This is a genomic window from Pseudomonas sp. ICBG1301, assembly GCF_016918385.1.
Classification (GTDB): Bacteria; Pseudomonadota; Gammaproteobacteria; order Pseudomonadales; family Pseudomonadaceae; genus Aquipseudomonas; species Aquipseudomonas palleroniana.
In genome coordinates, this window is the sequence record NZ_JAEKGB010000002.1 from 402,774 (window position 1) to 419,674 (window position 16,901).

General features: G+C 62.2%; 13 protein-coding genes. 8 read left to right on the top strand and 5 right to left on the bottom strand.

Translation table 11 applies throughout. The features are described from left to right. Positions 1-26: 26 nt before the first annotated feature. The 4 genes from JBE38_RS05675 to JBE38_RS05690 form a co-directional block, all read right to left on the bottom strand. Positions 27-896, bottom strand: coding sequence for an isocitrate lyase/PEP mutase family protein (locus tag JBE38_RS05675; RefSeq protein WP_205343802.1), 870 nt, complete (start codon positions 894-896; stop codon positions 27-29). A gap of 141 nt (positions 897-1,037) precedes the next feature. Next, a complete protein-coding gene (locus JBE38_RS05680) occupies positions 1,038-4,106 on the bottom strand; it encodes an efflux RND transporter permease subunit (RefSeq protein WP_205343803.1) in 3,069 nt (1,022 codons plus the stop codon). Between the two features lie 9 nt (positions 4,107-4,115). After that, positions 4,116-5,303, bottom strand: a complete 1,188-nt coding sequence (locus JBE38_RS05685) for an efflux RND transporter periplasmic adaptor subunit (RefSeq protein WP_205343804.1) — start codon at positions 5,301-5,303, stop codon at positions 4,116-4,118. Positions 5,304-5,319: 16 nt separating this feature from the next. Then, positions 5,320-6,915, bottom strand: coding sequence for an efflux transporter outer membrane subunit (locus JBE38_RS05690; RefSeq protein WP_205343805.1), 1,596 nt, complete (start codon positions 6,913-6,915; stop codon positions 5,320-5,322). A 280-nt stretch (positions 6,916-7,195) separates the two neighbouring features. Here JBE38_RS05690 and JBE38_RS05695 point away from each other — a divergent pair, with 280 nt between their 5' ends. Continuing rightward, a complete protein-coding gene (locus JBE38_RS05695) occupies positions 7,196-8,152 on the top strand; it encodes an aliphatic sulfonate ABC transporter substrate-binding protein (protein WP_205343806.1) in 957 nt (318 codons plus the stop codon). A gap of 23 nt (positions 8,153-8,175) precedes the next feature. Further along, positions 8,176-9,498 (top strand): LLM class flavin-dependent oxidoreductase, encoded by a 1,323-nt coding sequence (locus JBE38_RS05700; protein ID WP_205343807.1) that lies wholly within the window; start codon positions 8,176-8,178, stop codon positions 9,496-9,498. A gap of 136 nt (positions 9,499-9,634) precedes the next feature. Here JBE38_RS05700 and JBE38_RS05705 read toward each other — a convergent pair whose 3' ends face one another. Next, positions 9,635-10,417: an SDR family NAD(P)-dependent oxidoreductase gene (locus tag JBE38_RS05705; protein WP_205343808.1), complete on the bottom strand. Its 783-nt coding sequence runs from the start codon at positions 10,415-10,417 to the stop codon at positions 9,635-9,637. Positions 10,418-10,551: 134 nt separating this feature from the next. Here JBE38_RS05705 and JBE38_RS05710 point away from each other — a divergent pair, with 134 nt between their 5' ends. The 6 genes from JBE38_RS05710 to JBE38_RS05735 all read left to right on the top strand — a co-directional run bounded on the left by JBE38_RS05710 (position 10,552) and on the right by JBE38_RS05735 (position 16,846). Then, entirely contained in the window at positions 10,552-11,145 is a 594-nt protein-coding gene (locus JBE38_RS05710; protein WP_205343809.1) for a TetR family transcriptional regulator, read from the top strand. A gap of 162 nt (positions 11,146-11,307) precedes the next feature. After that, positions 11,308-13,443: a TonB-dependent siderophore receptor gene (locus tag JBE38_RS05715; RefSeq protein ID WP_205343810.1), complete on the top strand. Its 2,136-nt coding sequence runs from the start codon at positions 11,308-11,310 to the stop codon at positions 13,441-13,443. A gap of 290 nt (positions 13,444-13,733) precedes the next feature. Continuing rightward, positions 13,734-14,402 (top strand): GntR family transcriptional regulator, encoded by a 669-nt coding sequence (locus JBE38_RS05720; protein ID WP_205343811.1) that lies wholly within the window; start codon positions 13,734-13,736, stop codon positions 14,400-14,402. A gap of 66 nt (positions 14,403-14,468) precedes the next feature. Further along, complete coding sequence (locus JBE38_RS05725; protein WP_126870777.1) at positions 14,469-15,275, top strand: ABC transporter substrate-binding protein; 807 nt, start codon at positions 14,469-14,471, stop codon at positions 15,273-15,275. 12 nt (positions 15,276-15,287) lie between these two features. Next, positions 15,288-16,064, top strand: coding sequence for an amino acid ABC transporter permease (locus tag JBE38_RS05730; protein WP_205343812.1), 777 nt, complete (start codon positions 15,288-15,290; stop codon positions 16,062-16,064). A 2-nt stretch (positions 16,065-16,066) separates the two neighbouring features. Next, the gene (locus tag JBE38_RS05735; RefSeq protein WP_205343813.1) at positions 16,067-16,846 is read left to right on the top strand and encodes an amino acid ABC transporter ATP-binding protein; all 780 of its coding nucleotides are present in this window, start codon (positions 16,067-16,069) and stop codon (positions 16,844-16,846) included. Positions 16,847-16,901 lie beyond the last annotated feature (55 nt).

Consider the following 16,901-nt stretch of genomic DNA (forward strand, 5'->3'; position numbering starts at 1 on the left):
TTCCAGCGCCAACTACTGGCGGACTATTACTCTTTCACATCCATGAATTCTTCAGCCCAGGCCACGTAGCTCTCCGGCAACGTGTAGGTATGCGTCAACTCGGTGGCACTCAGGTTCGAGGTGCTGTGGGTCAACTTGCGCTGGGCGCGCAGGCTGTCGTAGGTAGCCTTGATCGAGGCAAAGTAGGCGCCATGCCCGGCCACCACGATGCGTACGCCCAGGCTGGCCAGGCGCTCGCTGTCATGGAGCAGGGGGTTGCCGTAGGTCACCAGCATCAACGGCACCGTGAGGTTCGCCGCGATCTGCTCAAGGTGCTCGAAGTCTTTGACGCCGACCATGCAGATGCCATCGGCGCCGGCTTTTTCATAGGCCTTGGTGCGCTCGATGACGTCGGCGGTCGGCAACACACCGGCGTTGGTGCGGGCGATGATCGAGAGTTCTGGATCGACACGCGCCTCCAGCGCCGCCTTGACCTTGCCGATGCCTTCTTCGATGGAAATCAGGTCGGTGGATTTACGCCCGAACTGCGCCGGCAGCAGGGTGTCCTCGATCGTCAGCGCCGCCACGCCGGCACGCTCAAGCTCCTCGACGGTGCGCATCACGTTCAGGGCGTTGCCATAACCGTGGTCGGCGTCGGCGATAAAGGGCAACTGGGCCACGCGCCCGATGCGGGTGGCCTGTTCAACGAACTCACTCAGGGTGATCAGCGCAAAATCGGGGGCTGCAAGTACCTGCAACGAAGCGACCGAGCCACCCAGGATACCGACCTCGAACCCCAGGTCGGCCGCGATACGCGCGGACATGGGGTCGAACACCGAGGCGGTTTCAACGCAGATTTTCTTGGCAAGCAATTCACGGAAGTTGCGGCGCAACGCTGAGTGAGAGATTTTTGGCATGTTCTTTCCTGGCTCTGTCGTCTTCAGTGACGATCACTGTCTATTCATGGTGGCGCGAGGTTACCACGCAGGCGAGCCGGGGATTATGACGTTTGAGCATGGGGTAGGCGCCCTGCACATGGTGCACTTATTTGGGGCGGATCAGGGCGCTCGCGCCGGCTCTGAATTGAGCCGCGATTGCCCGGTTTCGTGAGCGTGCGTGGCTCCCATGAACAGGTACATCGCCGGCACCATGAACAGCGTCAACAGCGTCCCGATCGACAAGCCGGCGAAGATCACCAAGCCCATGTCATGGCGCCCAGCGGCACCGGCCCCGGACGCCCACACCAGCGGCACCACGCCCAGCACCATCGCCGCCGTGGTCATCAGGATAGGGCGCAGGCGCACGGCGGCCGCTTCTTCAATCGCCTCGCGCTTGCTGTGGCCGGCGCGTTGCAATTGGTTGGCAAACTGCACGATCAGAATCCCGTGCTTGGTGATCAACCCCAGCAGCGTCACCAGGCCTACCTGGGTGTACACATTGATCGACGCGTAGCCCATGGTGATAAACGCCAGCGCGCCGAACAGCGCAGGCGGCACGGAGAACAGGATCACCACGGGGTCGCGAAAGCTCTCGAACTGGAAGGCCAGCGCCAGGTAGACGATCAGGATCGAGAACAGCAGCAGGCCGACGAACCCACCAGACTCCTGCATGAACTGCCGCGACTCGCCGGCGAAGTCCGAGGTGTAGCCCGAAGGGGCAACGTGGTTGAGGATCGTGTTCAGCTTCGCCAGCAACTCGCCTTGGGCCACACCGCTGACGCCGCCCAGCGTCGCCGAGTTGAGTTGCTGGAAGTGGTTGATCGATTCGGGCTGGGTCGAGGTCTCGATATGCGCCACCGTACGCGCCGGTATCATGTTGCCGGCAGGCGTGCGGATGTAGTAATCGAGGATCTGCTCGGGGTTGAGGCGGTTGACCTGCAACACCTGGGGAATGACTTTGTACGAGCGCCCGGCGGTGGAGAAATAGTTCACGTAATTGCCGCCCAACGCGGCTGACAACGCGGCGCCCACATCGGCCTGGGTCATGCCCAATGCGGCAATTTTTTCCCGGTCGACCACCAAGCGTGCCTGGGGTTTGTCGAGCTTCAAATCCATATCGGCGAACCAGAACAGCTGTTGTTTCAGGGCCTCGGCCATGACCGCCTGCGCGACTTCGTTGAGGTTCTCCACCGAGTCGGTGGTGGTGATCACAAATTGCACCGGCAACCCTTGGGCCCCCGGCAGCGAGGGCAGCGGGAAGGCCGCGATGCTGGCCCCCGGCACCTGATTCCATTTTTGCTGGAGGTCCAGAATCAGTTGGGCCTGGGAGCGGGTGCGGTCGCCCCAGGATTTGAGCAGCACGCCGCCCAGGCCCTGGTTGAGTGCCGGCAGGCCGGTCAGTTGGAACATCTGCGCGTATTCGGGTTCTTTGTTGGCGATCTGGAACGCCTGGTCGGCAATGCGCTCCATCTGCTGCGGTGACGCCGTCGGCGGGCCCTTGATCTGCATGAACACCAACCCCTGGTCTTCGGTGGGCGACAGTTCGCTCTTGGCCGTCATGCCGCTGGCCGCGACCAGCAGGAACAGGGCGAAACCAAAGGTCACCAGCACCGGCCAGACGTCCAGTCCGCCGGCCAGCACGCGGTGGTAGCGTTTGCGCAACCAGTCAAAGTACTGGTCGAGCCGCCGGGCGAAACGGCCTTCTTCCTGCCCAGGCTTGAACAGCCGCGACGTCATCATCGGTGAGAGTGTCAACGCCACCACGGCCGACACGGTCACGGCGCCTGCCAGCGAGAAACAGAACTCCTTGAACAGGGCACCCGTGAGGCCGCTGCGCAGCCCGATCGGCACGTAGGCGGCCACCAGCACCACGGTCATCGCAATGATCGGGCCACCCAGTTCGCGCGCCGCGATCAGCGCGGCGTCCAGTACGCCTTTACCTTCCTCCTTGATGTGCCGGTCGACGTTTTCCACCACAATAATCGCGTCGTCCACCACCAGCCCTATCGCCAGTACCAGGGCGAGCAGCGTCAGCAGGTTGATCGAGTATCCCAACAGGTACATGACAAAGAACGTTCCCACCAGCGACAGCGGAATCGCCACCAGCGGCACAATCACCGCACGGAACGAGCCGAGGAACAGGTAGATGACCACCGAGACGATGATCATGGCTTCGACCAGGGTCTTGACCACCTCGTAAATCGACGTGTTGATGAACTCGGTCGAGTCATACACGATCTCGCCGCGCACCCCGCTGGGCAATTGCGATTGCAGCTCGGGGAACGCCTCGCGCACGCTGCTGGCGACCGTCAGGATGTTCGCCGTGGGAGCCGCCTTGATGCCGATGAACACCGAGCGCTTGCCGGAGAACGCCACGCTGCTGTCGTAGCTTTCGGCGCCAAGGGTGACGGTCGCCACATCCTCCAGGTACACCAGCGCATCGCCTTTGTGCTTGATGACCAGGCGCTTGAACTCATCCACCGTGTGCAAATCAGTGCCGGCCGTCAGGTCGATCGTCACCGACTGTCCACGGGTCGAGCCCACGGCGGACAAGTAGTTGTTGTTGGTCAGGGCGGTGGAGACGTCCTGCGCGGTGACGTTGTGTGCCGCCAGTTTGTCCGGGTCGAGCCAGGCGCGCAGGGCGAACTGGCGGCCGCCGAGAATCTCTGCGGTTTGCACGCCCTGGATCGAGTCGAGCTTGGGTTTGACCACCCGCACCAGGTAATCCGTGATGTTGTTGGTGGGCAGCGTGTCACTGTAGAACCCCAGGTACATGGCGTCGGTGGTCTGCCCGACAGCCACCGTCAGTACCGGTTCCTGGGCTTGGGCGGGCAGTTGGTTCTTCACCGAATTGACTTGGGTATTGATCTCGGTGAGGGCCTTGCTCGCGTCGTAGTTCAGCCGCAGGGTGGCGGTGATGGTCGAGACGCCGGTGATGCTGGTTGAGGACAGATAGTCAATGCCTTGGGCTTGAGCAATAGCCGCTTCCAGCGGCTGGGTGATAAAGCCTGCGACGGTGGAGGCGTCCGCACCGTAGTAGGCGGTGGTGATGGTGACCACCGTGTTTTCGGTACGCGGCCATTGGTTCACCGGCAGTTCGAAGATCGAGCGCAGCCCCAGGATCAGGATGAACAGCGAGACCACTACGGCCCAGACCGGTCGGTGGATAAAGGTATCGGTCAGTTTCATGGGACACCTTTAATGTTCTTGGGGAGTCGGAGCCGGGTCGTTCAACGGTGCGGCGCGGTTGTCGACCTTCACCGGCGAGCCGTTCTTGAGTTTCATCTGGCCGCTGGTGATCAACAGATCGCCTTCTTTCACTCCGGACACAATCGCCACCTGGTCGCCCCGGGTCGGGCCGGTCTTGATAAAGGTTTGTTGCGCGCTGAGCACTTCCTCACCCTTGTCGTTTTTACTCGAGGTGGCGATGAACACCGTGGTGCCGTAGGGATTGTAGGTCACCGAGGTCTGTGGAACGGTGAGGTAGCGCTGGGGAGCGCCCGAATTGACCACGGCGCGGGCGAACATGCCGGGCACCAGGCTTTGCCTGGGGTTCTCGACGGTGGCCTCGACGGTGACGTTGCGCGTGGTCGGATCGAATTGGGTGTCGACCGTGCTGATCCGCCCCGTGAAGGTTTGTTCGGAAAGGCCGTCGGCGGTCACCAGGACCTGTTGGCCGATGGCAATGGACCCGAGCTGGTTCTGTGGGACATTGAAGTCGATATAGATGGGGTCGAAGGTCTGCAGCGTGGCAATTTTGTCGCCTGGGTTGAGGTATTGGCCGGGGTTGACGCCGGTGATCCCGATACGCCCGGCAAACGGTGCGCGAATGGTCTTTTTCGCCACCAGCGCGCGTTGTTGTTCGGCGGCGGCAAGTTTGGCCTTCAAGTCTGCCGTGTCGGTGTCGACCTGGGCCTGGGACACCGCATTGACCGCCAATTGAGCCTTGTTACGCTTGAGCACGATGCCCGCCAGGTCGGCAGTCGCCTCCAGGGAGTGAAGCTGCGCGACGTCGGCGTCGGCATTCAACTGCACCAGCAGCGCCTGGGCCGCCACCTGCTGTCCGGGCGTGAAACCGAGGGTACGCACGATGCCGCCGACTTCGGTGGTCACGTCCACGCCGCGCACCGCCTTCATCGAACCCACGGCGGACACACTGGGTTGCCAATCGGCATACGGCACGGGCATCGCAGTCACCACGGCGGCGGGTAGCGGCAGTTTTGACTGGGCGATCAGCGCGGAAATCTGCACGAATTTCACCCCGGCAATGATCGCGACAATCAGCAATACCACCGCGATCATGATCAACATCGGCCGCCACAGTCGACGCTTGCGCGGTACGCCGGGCTCGGAGGGCGGGGGAGAGGCAGTCTGGACGTCGGCCATGGAGAGTCTCACGGGTTCAATGATTCGGTTCAGTCCAGCCCGCCGCTGTGGCGGGCGTCGCGTGCGCATTGTCGGCCGGCATCAGCTCCCGCCATGACGGCAGGCCGAAGCGGTCCGGCTGGCCCCGGGTGGCGGGGTCGACATCGGTGCGGTTCCACCAGCCGCCTCCCAGCGCCTGGAAGAGGGCCGTGGTATCGCTGTAGCGAGCAGCCTGCGCCCTGACCCGCGCCAGCACGGTGTTCTGGTAGGTCTGCTGGGCGGTGAGCAGGTTGATGTAGGCCACCGCGCCCAGGCGGAATTGGGCCTGCACCAGGTCCAGGTTGGCTTGCGCCGAGCGCTCAGCGGCAACCTGCTGGTCGAGGGTCTCGGCGTCGGCTTCGAGGGCGCGCAGTGCATTGGCCACGTCCTGAAACGCGACCAACACGGTGCCGCGATAACGCGCCGCGGATTCATCGTAGGCCGCCACGGCGGCGCGTTTGCGATGCTCCAGGGCGCCGGCATCGAAGATCGGTTGGGCAATCCCGCCCGCCAGGCTCCAGACGCCGGAGCCGCCCGAGAACAGCCGGGTGCCGCTCGCCACCGTGGAGCCCACGGAACCGGTGATGCTGAACTGCGGCAACTGATTGGCGACCGCCACGCCGATGTTGGCGCTGGCCTGGTGCAATTGAGCCTGGGCCGAGCGTACGTCCGGTCGCTGGCCGACAATCGCCGAGGGCAGACTGACGGGCAGGTCTGTCGGCAAGTGCAGGGAGGCCAGCTGGAAACGTTCGTCGCGGTCCTGATTGGGGAACCGGCCGAGGTAGGTCATCAGTTGGTTGCGAGTCTGCGCCAGCTGCTTTTGCAGGGGCGGCAGGGTGGCGCGGGTCTGGGCCAGCGCGGTTTGCTGCGTGAGCACGTCGGCATTGCTGATGGCGCCCAATTGTCGTTGGGCTTGCAGGACGTCGAGCTGATCGCTCTGCAGTCGGATGATGGCCTCGGTGGCCGCAACTTGATCGCGCAAAGACGCCAGGCTGACCGCCGTGTTGACAACATTGGAGGTCAGGGTGAGGTAGGTCGCCTCCAGTTGGAAGCGTTGGTACTCGGCCTGGGCCGTGGTCGATTCGATCTGCCGGCGCGTGCCGCCGAACACGTCCGGGGCATAGGACACGCTCAGCGACGCCGAGCTGAGCGTAAGGATGGGCGATGAGGGGGCCCCCGTCGTGACACCCGAGACTTTCTCCCGGGTCTTCTGGAGATTGGCGTTGACGGCGGGAAACAGCGACGCCTGGTCGACGTAAACCTGCTCATTGGCCTGGCGCAAGGCCGCTTGCGCCGCGCTGACATCCGGGTTGGCACGCAGGGCTTCTTCAACCAGGGCATTTAATGTCGTTGAGTGGAACAGCGCCCACCATTGCCCCGGAATGTCCATGCCCGCGATCAAGCGCTGCGCCGCGCCGCCGGTGTCGATATCGGCCTGGGCGGTGGTCGTCAGCGGTTCTTTTGTGTAGCCGGCCGCTGCGGGCACCTCGGGGCGGCTGAAATCCGGCCCGACCGTGCAACCGGCAAGGGCCAGGCATAGCAGGCCAAGCCGAGCCAGGAGAGGTGATTCACGCCGCCGCGGATGCTCTTTCATATCGACTCTATTAATCAGTTGGGCAACTGCTTTTTTGTCGAGCAATGCGTGCAGGTATCTGCGGGCGATCTACAGAAATGACCCTGGGCGCTGGACTCAAATCAGTGTAGGTGGTGCACGGCGCTACGCAATGTCGGCGTATTCCCGGGGGCGTTTATACGGGGTAGAAAATGCATTGTGCGCATTATTATAGAATTAGGTTATGCGTTATAGGTATTTTACACGCGCTGATCAGTCCCTCATCTTGTCCGTCCCCAAGAACAGGTAGCTGGAGACAAATGTGCGTGATCTGACAAAACGGGTAGCCGGGATGGTTGCCGCATTGCTGTGTCTGAGCGCGCACGCGCAAACGCTGGTGGTGGGCGACCAGAGCTACAACGCCCAGGCCGTGATGGAGGCGGCGGGCGTGCTCGATGACCTGCCTTATCAGCTGGAGTGGAAACAGTTCACCGCGGGCTCGCCGGTCGCCGAAGCACTCAATGCCAACAGCCTGGACATCGGTTTGCTCGGTGATGCGCCGGTGTTGTTCCTGGGCGCATTGGGCGCGCCGATCAAGGTCATCGCCATCAGCCGGCAAAATCTCGACGGCGTGGCGATTCTGGTCAGAAAGGATTCGTCGATCCACAGCCTGGCGGATCTGGCGGGTAAGCGTGCGGCCGTGTGGAAGGGCTCCTGGAGCCAGCAACTGCTGCTGACCGCACTCGACAAAGCCGGGGTCTCGCGAGACTCACTGGAGTTGCGCTACCTCAGCGCGCTGGACGCTTCCCATGCCCTGGAAGGCGGTTCGGTGGACGTCATCGCCACCTGGGAACCCTATGTCACGCAACAGGAACGCCAAGGTGCGCGCGTGCTCGCAACGGCTGACGGCCTGATCCCGGCCCAGAGCTTCGTTGCCGCCAATGCCAAGGCCGTGGATGCCAAGCGTGCGCCGATCAATGACTTTCTCCAACGCCTGAAGAAAGCCCGCGACTGGACCCGCCAAAGCCCGGCCAACGCCGATGCTTACGCCGATGCCTGGGCCAAGCGCACCCGGGCCAATGCGGATATCGCCCGCGCCTGGTTTGCCCGCGCCCGTACCACCGTGGAGCCGGTGACAGCCCAATCGCCGCTGGAGGCGCAAAAGACCGTGGACTTCTTCGCCAGCCAAGGCTTGGTCAAGTCTTACCCGGCCGCCAGTCTGTTCGACAACTCGTTCTCGGCGGCACTGCAACCCGCCGTCGTTACAACACAGCCCTGAACGCCGCAAGGAACCCCTTGGACATGACCAAAAGACAGCTCAAACTTGGCGCCTTGACGATGGGTTGCGGCGGACCGGGGCGGCACAACCTGTGGCTTGACCCGCAATTGCCGGCCGATGCCAGCGTCAACATCGACTGGTACATCGACATTGCGCGCCAGGCCGAGGCGGCCTTGTTCGACTTGATGTTTATCGTCGATAGCCAGTTCATCACGCCGGGGTCGCCATCCCATTACCTCAATCGCCTGGAACCGTTGACGCTGCTATCGGCACTGGCCGTCAGCACGCGCCATATCGGGCTGGTCGGTACCCTGACGACTTCATACAACTCGCCTTACAACGTCGCACGCCGCCTGGCCTCGCTGGACCTGATCAGCAAGGGCCGCGCCGGCTGGAACGTGGTCACCAGCGGCGACGCCGGTACCGCCGGCAACTACAGCCGCGATGAACATTATGACTACGACACCCGCTACGGCCGTGCGGCCGAACACGTGCAAGTAGTGCAGGGGCTGTGGAACTCCTATGAGGACGATGCCTTTGTGCGCAACCGCGCCACCGGCCAGTTTTTCGACCCCAACAAGCTGCATAGCCTGAATCACCAGGGCGAGCATTTTTCGGTGGTCGGCCCGCTGAACATCCAGCGCTCACCCCAAGGCCAGCCGGTGATCTTTCAGGCCGGCGACTCGGAGCAAGGCCGCGAGCTGGGCGCCGCCACGGCGGACGTGATCTTCACGCATGCGGCCAGCATCGAGCAGGGCCAGGCGTTTTACCAGGACATAAAGGGCAGGGCGGTGCGGCACGGTCGTGATCCCGAACAACTGCGGATCATGCCCGGCGCGGAGATCTATGTAGGCGACACCGATGAACAGGCCCGTGAAATCGAGCGACACTACCATCACGCCGACCACAGCTTTGAATTGGCCTTGAAGGAGTTCGGGCGCAATTTCGGCTGGCATGATTTCAGCCAGTACGACCTGGATGCGCCGTTTCCGCAGGAGAGCCTGGAGGCTGCGCGCAGCAGCTTTTTCACTGCCGCCAAACGCATTGCCGACCAGGCCCGGGAGAAAGGTTTTACGTTGCGCCAGGCCGTCGAATTCGGTCGGCAACTGCGCCCGGGGGCCTTTGTGGGAACGGCGGCGACCGTCGCGCAGAAAATGGCGGAGTGGTTCGAGGCGCGGGCGGTGGACGGGTTCAATATCTATATTGGGCATCCGGAGCAGTTCGAGCGCTTTACCCGTGAAGTCATACCGCTGTTGCAGGAACGCGGTGTGTACCGCACGGCGTATGAGGGGACGACGTTGCGTGAAAGCCTGGGGCTGAAGTTGCCTGCAACGCTCCATCGGTGACGCAAGTCGTTGATCGTGAGGATGTGCTGAAAAAAGCTATCAGCCGATGCGGCGAGTGTGGGGGGAAGCCATCGATGCAGTGCTCGGAGGCGCCTGCATCGAATCCTGCATGGTGATCGTCACGTAATGGTCAGGGTCAGGCCAGGTAGCGCTGGGCAACCGCGGACTGACGGATTTGCCCAAGCAAGCCCTGACGGGCGGTCTGCAGGCTATCCCAGCGTTCAGCTTCGTGCAGCGGCGGAATCGTCACCGCTTCACGACGGTCGAAGCCGACCAGTGCGGCATCCACCAGATCGCCCACTTCCATGATTTCGTTCAGGGTGTTGATGTCGATGCCGGAGCGATCCCAGATTTCCGTGCGGGTTGCGGCCGGCAGTACGGCCTGCACATACACGCCCAGAGACGAAAGCTCCAGGCTCAGGCCCTGGGAAAGGAATAGCACAAAGGCCTTGGTCGCACCGTAGACCGACATGCCGAACTCCGGCGCCAGGCCGACCACCGAACCGATATTGATGATCGCACCGTCGCCGGCCTTGGCCAGACGTGGAGCGATGGCACTGGCGAGCCGCACCAGCGCGGTGGTGTTGAGGGCGACCAACTGCGCGACGCTGTCGGTGCTCTGGTCGATAAAGCGGCCGGACAGCGCCGCGCCGGCGTTATTGACGAGGATGCCGATGCGGGCATCGTCGCGCAGACGGGTTTCAACGCGGGTCAGATCGTCGAGTTGGGTCAGGTCGGCGGGAATGATCTCGATGCTGACCTTGTGTTCGTCGCGCAACCTTGCAGCGAGTGCTTCCAGGCGCGCCTGGTCTCGAGCGACCAGCACCAGGTCGTGGCCGCGTTGCGCGAAGCGTGCGGCGTAAACCGCGCCAATGCCGGTAGAGGCGCCGGTGATCAAAACAGTAGGGCGATTGCTCATGGTTCATCTCTCTGGGTGGGTTTTGCGTGTTTTTATGATGATGATCGAAATCTAAGCTGTCAACGGTTTTGATTATGACTGGCATCTATGTATCATGGAGCGCAGGTTTTCCCGCTGAACACGAGGTATGACAGGTGAGAGTGACCAAGGCGCAGGCGCAGGCCAATCGAGAGCACATCGTTGAAACGGCTTCCGAACTGTTCCGCGAGCGCGGTTTTGATGGCGTCGGTGTCGCCGATCTGATGGCGGCGGCCGGCTTCACCCATGGCGGTTTCTACAAGCATTTCGGCTCGAAGGCCGACCTGATGGCCGAAGCCTCGGCCTGCAGCCTGTCCAAATCGCTGGTGGGGGCTGAGTCGCTCGATGTTGCTGGCTTCATCAACCGCTATGTGACCCGAGAGCACCGCGACCGACGTGGCGGCGGTTGCACCCTGGCGGCGCTGGGGGGCGACGCGGCGCGTCAATCGGATGAGCTGAAAACCACCTTTGCCGAAGGCATCGAACAGCTCCTGCACACGCTGGGGCAGAAATACCCGACGGGACCGGATGCAGAGGCGGGTGAGGGCAGGAAGAACATGATCGACCTGCTGTCTCGAGCGGTTGGCGCGATTGTCTTGTCGCGTGCTTGCCCGGACGATTCCGCGTTGGCTGACGAAATCCTTGAAGTGTGCCGTGCGCAGATGTTGGCTTCATTGGACGTTGCGGCCAGTGACGGCGCGCCTGCTTGAGCGCCTTTTTCGCGTGGGGTGTTTAAGCGACTGGTACCCAGTGGATTCTCAAAAAGCTCGTTAATGAGAATTAGTGCTAAACGAGAACTGTTGATATAAGATCCGCCGCGAATTCCTGGCAGGTCCACCTTCTCGTCGGCTCATCCACAAGGTCCAGCATCCATGCGTCGTACCCTGATTTCCCTCTGCGTGCTTCAAGCAATTTCCCCTTTAGCCTGGGCGCAGGATGCACCCTCTGAAAACGCCAGCCTCGAATTGCAAGCGACCACGGTCACGGGCGAGATGGACAGTGAGACGGCCCAAGGTCCGGTCAAGGGCTACCGCGCCACACGTTCGGCCAGCGCGACGCGTACCGATACCTCGATTCACGAAACGCCCCAGTCCATCAGCGTCGTCCCCAAGGACGTGGTCGAGGACCTGGGGGCGACGCGCTTGCAGGAAGCCCTGGACTACGCGGGTGGCGTTGGCCGGGCCAACAACTTCGGCGGGCAGGGGCTGACCAGCTTCACGGTGCGCGGCTTCACGACTTCGGAGTTCTATCGCAACGGTTTTCCGATCAATCGGGGCTACCCGAGCATGCCGGATGCCAACAGCATCGAGCGTCTTGAAGTACTGCGCGGGCCTGCCAGCCTGCTCTATGGCCGTGGCGACCCTGGCGGCACCTTCAATGTGGTCTCCAAGCAACCCCTGGCCGAGCGCACGGTCACGCTGGGCAGCCAATTGGATGACCAAGGCATGCGGCGCGGTACGCTCGATGCGTCCGGCCCACTGGATGAGCAAGGGCGCCTGGCCTACCGGCTGAACGTGGTGGGTGAGGGCGGCGACACCTTCCGCGACCATGTCTCAACCGAGCGCTATGGCGTGGCGCCGGTGTTGACCTGGCAGGCCACGGACGACACCAAGGTGACCTTCGAAGGCGACTTCATGCGTAACAATCACCCACTGGATCGCGGCCTGACCCGTTTCGCCAACCAGCGTGGCACACCGTCACGAGACACCTTCTGGGGTGAGAAATACGCCGGTAACCTGCACAACGACAACAACATGGCCCAGTTGCGTTTCGAACATCTGCTCAACGACAACTGGACCCTGGCCGGTGGCTTCCAGTGGCTGGACGGTACGATGAAGGGCAATGGCGTTGAGGCGAACAATGCGACGAGCCTGAATGCCGACGGACGGACCCTGCAGCGCAACTTCAACTACCGCAAGCTGGATTGGACCGACAAGGACTACCAGCTCAACCTGACCGGGCACTTCTCCCTGGGCGGCCTGGACCACACACTGCTGACCGGCATTGAGTACGAAGATTACGATTACAAGTCCATCATCCAGCGTTCCAGCGCCGCAACGGGCGCGTTCCCGATTGATATCTTCAACCCGGTCTATGGCCAGCCACGACCTGCGCTGACCCGCACGCCAACCCACGATAAAGAAAACCTCAAGACTTACGCGGCTTTCGTCCAGGACCAGGTGGCGCTGACCGAGCGCTTGAAGGTCCTCGCGGGTGCGCGTTTTGAGCGCTTCGAGCACGAATACGAATCCTACGTACCGGGTGTCAGAAGCTGGAACGCTGCCGACAACGCCGTCACCCCACGTATCGGGGTCATGTATGACCTCACCGACACCGTCGCGCTCTACGCGGATGCGGCGCGCTCGTTCAAACCCAATACGGGCGCCAGTCGTCAAGGCGGCGGTTTTGATCCGGAGCAGGGCAAGTCCTATGAGATGGGCGTGAAGTGGGAAGCGCTTGACCGGCAGTTGAGCGTCGACGCAGCGATCTACCAGATCGACAAGAAAAATGTCCAAGGTGTCGACCCGGTCGACTCAGCCTTTAACGTGGCGACGGGGCAGGTGCGCAGTCGCGGCTTCGATCTGAACGTGGCCGGCAGCCTGACGCCCGAGTGGCGGATGATCGGCGGCTATGCCTATGTAGATGCCGCGGTGACCAAGGACACCACCATTCGCACCGGTACGCGCCTGGCGAACATCCCGCGCAACAGTTTCAGCCTGCTTAACGTGTATGAGTTCCAGGACGGCGCCCTTAAAGGGTTGGGCCTGGGCGCCGGTGGTAAATACGTGGCCGAACGCGCCGGGCAAACTGCCAATAGCACCTTCACGATGGGGTCCTACACGGTCGTTGACCTGCTGAGTTACTACAAGGTCAACGAAAAGGTCAGGCTCAATCTTGACGTGAAGAACCTGTTCAATCGTGAGTACGAAGAAGGTTCTTTCCTGAACTTCTATGCCTACCCTGGCGAACCGCGTACGGTCCAGGTGGGGATTTCCTACACCCTGTAACCCCGCCAGAACAGGGCGAGAAAGTCGTCATTCCACGCAGCCCTTGCCCGGTCGGCGACCGCCGCGCCGGGCAAAAGCTCGATTGTGACTGCGCCTGGAGCGTGCTCACTCATAGGGCATAGGTGTGCTGTTTGGTAGCACACCGTGCTGGTCGTACGCGGCGGTCTCGCCGCTACTTTCCGATTTATGCAGCCGATTCAACCCCTTGCGGCCCTTCGCGCGAGATGGCACGCATTCTGCCTTTATGTATCCGTGGATAATTGGATACAAAAAAACAAAAGGTGCCGCCGATGCAATTTGCCCCCGCTTACGTAGACCGTCAGCCCCTGACTGCCGAGGAGGAGGCCTACAACTACCTGCTGGAAGCCATTTGCAGCGGCCGCTACCGCAAGGGTGACCGGCTGATTGCCGAAGATATCGCCAGTGAGGTCGGCATGAGCCGCATGCCGGTGCGCGAAGCGTTCCGGCGCCTGGATGCCCAGGGCCTCGTTACCCTGCGACCCAACCGTGGCGCAGTGGTCAGCGGCCTGGATATCGATGAGCTGAATGAGGTGTTCGAGATGCGCAGCGCCCTGGAAGGGCTGGCGGTGCGCGTGGCGGTGGGCCGTATCGGCGAACGCCAGCTGGCGGCCCTGGAACGCCTGCTGGACGAGATGGACGACTACCGCGACGAGAGCGCCGCCTGGGTTCGCCGCCATCGTGCGTTTCATGAATACCTGTGCAGCCTCAGCGGCCGACCGCGTTTGATGAAGCAGATTTCGGCGTTGTACTCGCTGGTCGAGGCGCCCATGCGCTTGTGGTTGCAGCACGGTGAAAAGCCGCTCAGCGCACGCCAGGAGCATGCGGTGATCCTCGACGCGATTCGGGCCGGTGACGCCGCCCGCGCCGAAGCCGTGGTGCGTGAACACATCGAAGGCACGGTGCCGGCGCTGATTCAATTCCTGCAAGCGGAAAAATAATAAAAAAGCTGTCGTGTTTTGACTTGGTGTCCTGCCCCGTTCTTCAACCTACTGGAGTGTCTGGTCATGCATAAACGCAGCGCCTTGCTGGTGGCTTTCTCCCTCAGTCTCTTTAGCCAGTGGGCCTTTGCTGCGCCCCAGGTACCGGAGCGCCTGCTCAAAGCCGATAAGCTCACTTACTGCTCGGGGATGGATTCACCCCCGCTGGTGTCTTTCGATGAAGCCCAGAAACCGCGCGGGCTGACCGTCGATCTGGGCCTGGAAATCGCCAAGCGCCTGGGCGACAAGCCGGTACAGTGGCGAGTGATTCCGTTCTCGGGGCTGGTGCCGGCGCTGCTCGCCCAGCAGTGCGACATGATCGTCGATCAACTGTTCGACAAGCTCGAACGGCGCCAGGTGATCGATATCGTCAACTACATGTATTCCAGCCAGTCGGTGGTGGTGCCAAAGGGCAACCCCAAGGGCATCAAGACACTGGATGACCTGTCCGGGCACAAAGTCGCGGTGCTCAATGGCTCGACCATCAAGACCCTGCTGGATAGCCAGAACGACAGCCTGACCAAAGCCGGCAAGCCCGCCATGAAACTGGTGGTCTACAACACCGACACCGATGCTTTCCAAGCCCTGCGCATCCACCAGGTTGACGCCTACGGCACCACCGTGGAAACCGCCGGTTACTACGCAGCGATGGCCCCCGACCTGTTTCAGGAGGGCGTGCCGGCGTTCAGCCGCATCCTCACCGGCCTGGGCATTCGCAAGGATGACCCGCAATTGAGCGCCGCGGTGCAACAGGTGATCAGCGACATGCGCAGCGATGGCAGCTACCTGCAGTTGCTGAACAAGTGGCATGTGAGCAGCGACACACTCGACTGAGGCAAACCCGCGATGAATTTCAATTGGGATGTGTTCTGGCAGTACCTGTTGCAGCCCAGCGGCGTGTACCTGACCGGGCTCTGGCTGACCTGCCTGATCGCGGTCTCGGCAATGTTGCTGGGCTGTTTGCTGGGGCTGGCGGCGGCGTTGCTGCGGCTGTCGAAGAACCCGTTGCTGCATCTGCCGGTGCGCTTTTATGTGTGGTTGATGCGTGGCACGCCGTTGCTGGTGCAGATCGTGTTTTTGTACACCGCCATGGCGGCAGGCGGGATTTTCCGGTTTGAGGATGTGGAACTGTTCGGCCTGATGATCCCGGGGAATATCCAGGCCGCGATCATTGCCCTGGGCCTCAACGAAGGCGCGTATATGGCCGAGATCATCCGGGCGGGGATCGGCGCGGTCGACAAGAGCCAATACGAGGCCGGACGCTCCCTGGGCATGGGGTTCGCCAAGCTGATGCGGCGCATCATCCTGCCACAGGCGTTCCGGGTGATCGTGCCGCCGCTGGGCAACGAGTTCAACGTGATGCTCAAGAACACCACGCTAGTCAGTGTCATCGGGGTGCAGGAGTTGCTGCTCAGTACGCAGATGGTCACTTCGGCGACCTTCCGCGTGTTCGAGTTGTACCTGGTGGTAGCGATCTACTTCTTGATGCTCACCACCCTGTGGGGGTTTTTCCAGCGTTGGCTGGAGGCCCGTTTCGGCCAGTCCGACCGGCCTGGCGCACCACCGCCGGCCTCCAGCCGCCTGTTCGGGCGTAGCACCTTGAAATTGCTGAGGGGACGTTAAGCATGGCGCACCAAAGTGAAGAGCTGATCATCGAAGCGCTGGATATTCACAAGTCCTTCGGCGAGCTACAGATTCTCAAGGGCGTTTCCCTGCAAGTGCGGCGTGGCGAAGTGGTGGTGCTGATCGGCGCATCAGGCTCCGGCAAGACCACCTTTATCCGCTGCATCAACCTGCTGGAAGATATCCAGGGCGGGCGCATCCGCGTCAACGGCCGTGCCATGGGCTATCGCGAGCGCAGCGACGGCAGCCTGGTGCGCGATTCGGAGCGCAACATCGCCCGGCAGCGCCGCGATATCGGCATGGTGTTCCAGCGCTTCAATCTGTTCCCGCATATGACCGCCCTGGAAAACATCATCGAGGCGCCGATCCAGGTGCTTGGCGTCTCGCGTGCCGAGGCGCTGGATCAGGCGCGGGACTTGCTGGCCAGGGTCGGCCTGGCGGACAAGGCCGGCCACTACCCGTCAATGCTTTCCGGCGGCCAGCAGCAACGGGTCGCGATTGCCCGCGCCCTGGCCATGAAGCCCCAAGCCATGTTGTTCGACGAACCCACCAGCGCGCTTGACCCGGAAACCGTCGGCGAAGTGCTGGAGGTCATGAAAGAGCTGGCCGAGGAGGGGATGACCATGGTGGTGGTCACCCATGAAATGGGTTTTGCCCGTGAAGTGGCCGATCGGGTGGTGGTGCTCGACCAGGGCGAAATCATCGAACAAGGGCCACCGGAACAGATTTTCAGGCGCCCCAGCCACCCCCGTACCCGAGCCTTTCTCAGTCGTGTGTTGTGAGCCTGGCGAGGAACCCCTGTCGCCTGTGTCCAAAAGCCTGAACCCAAGAGCCTTT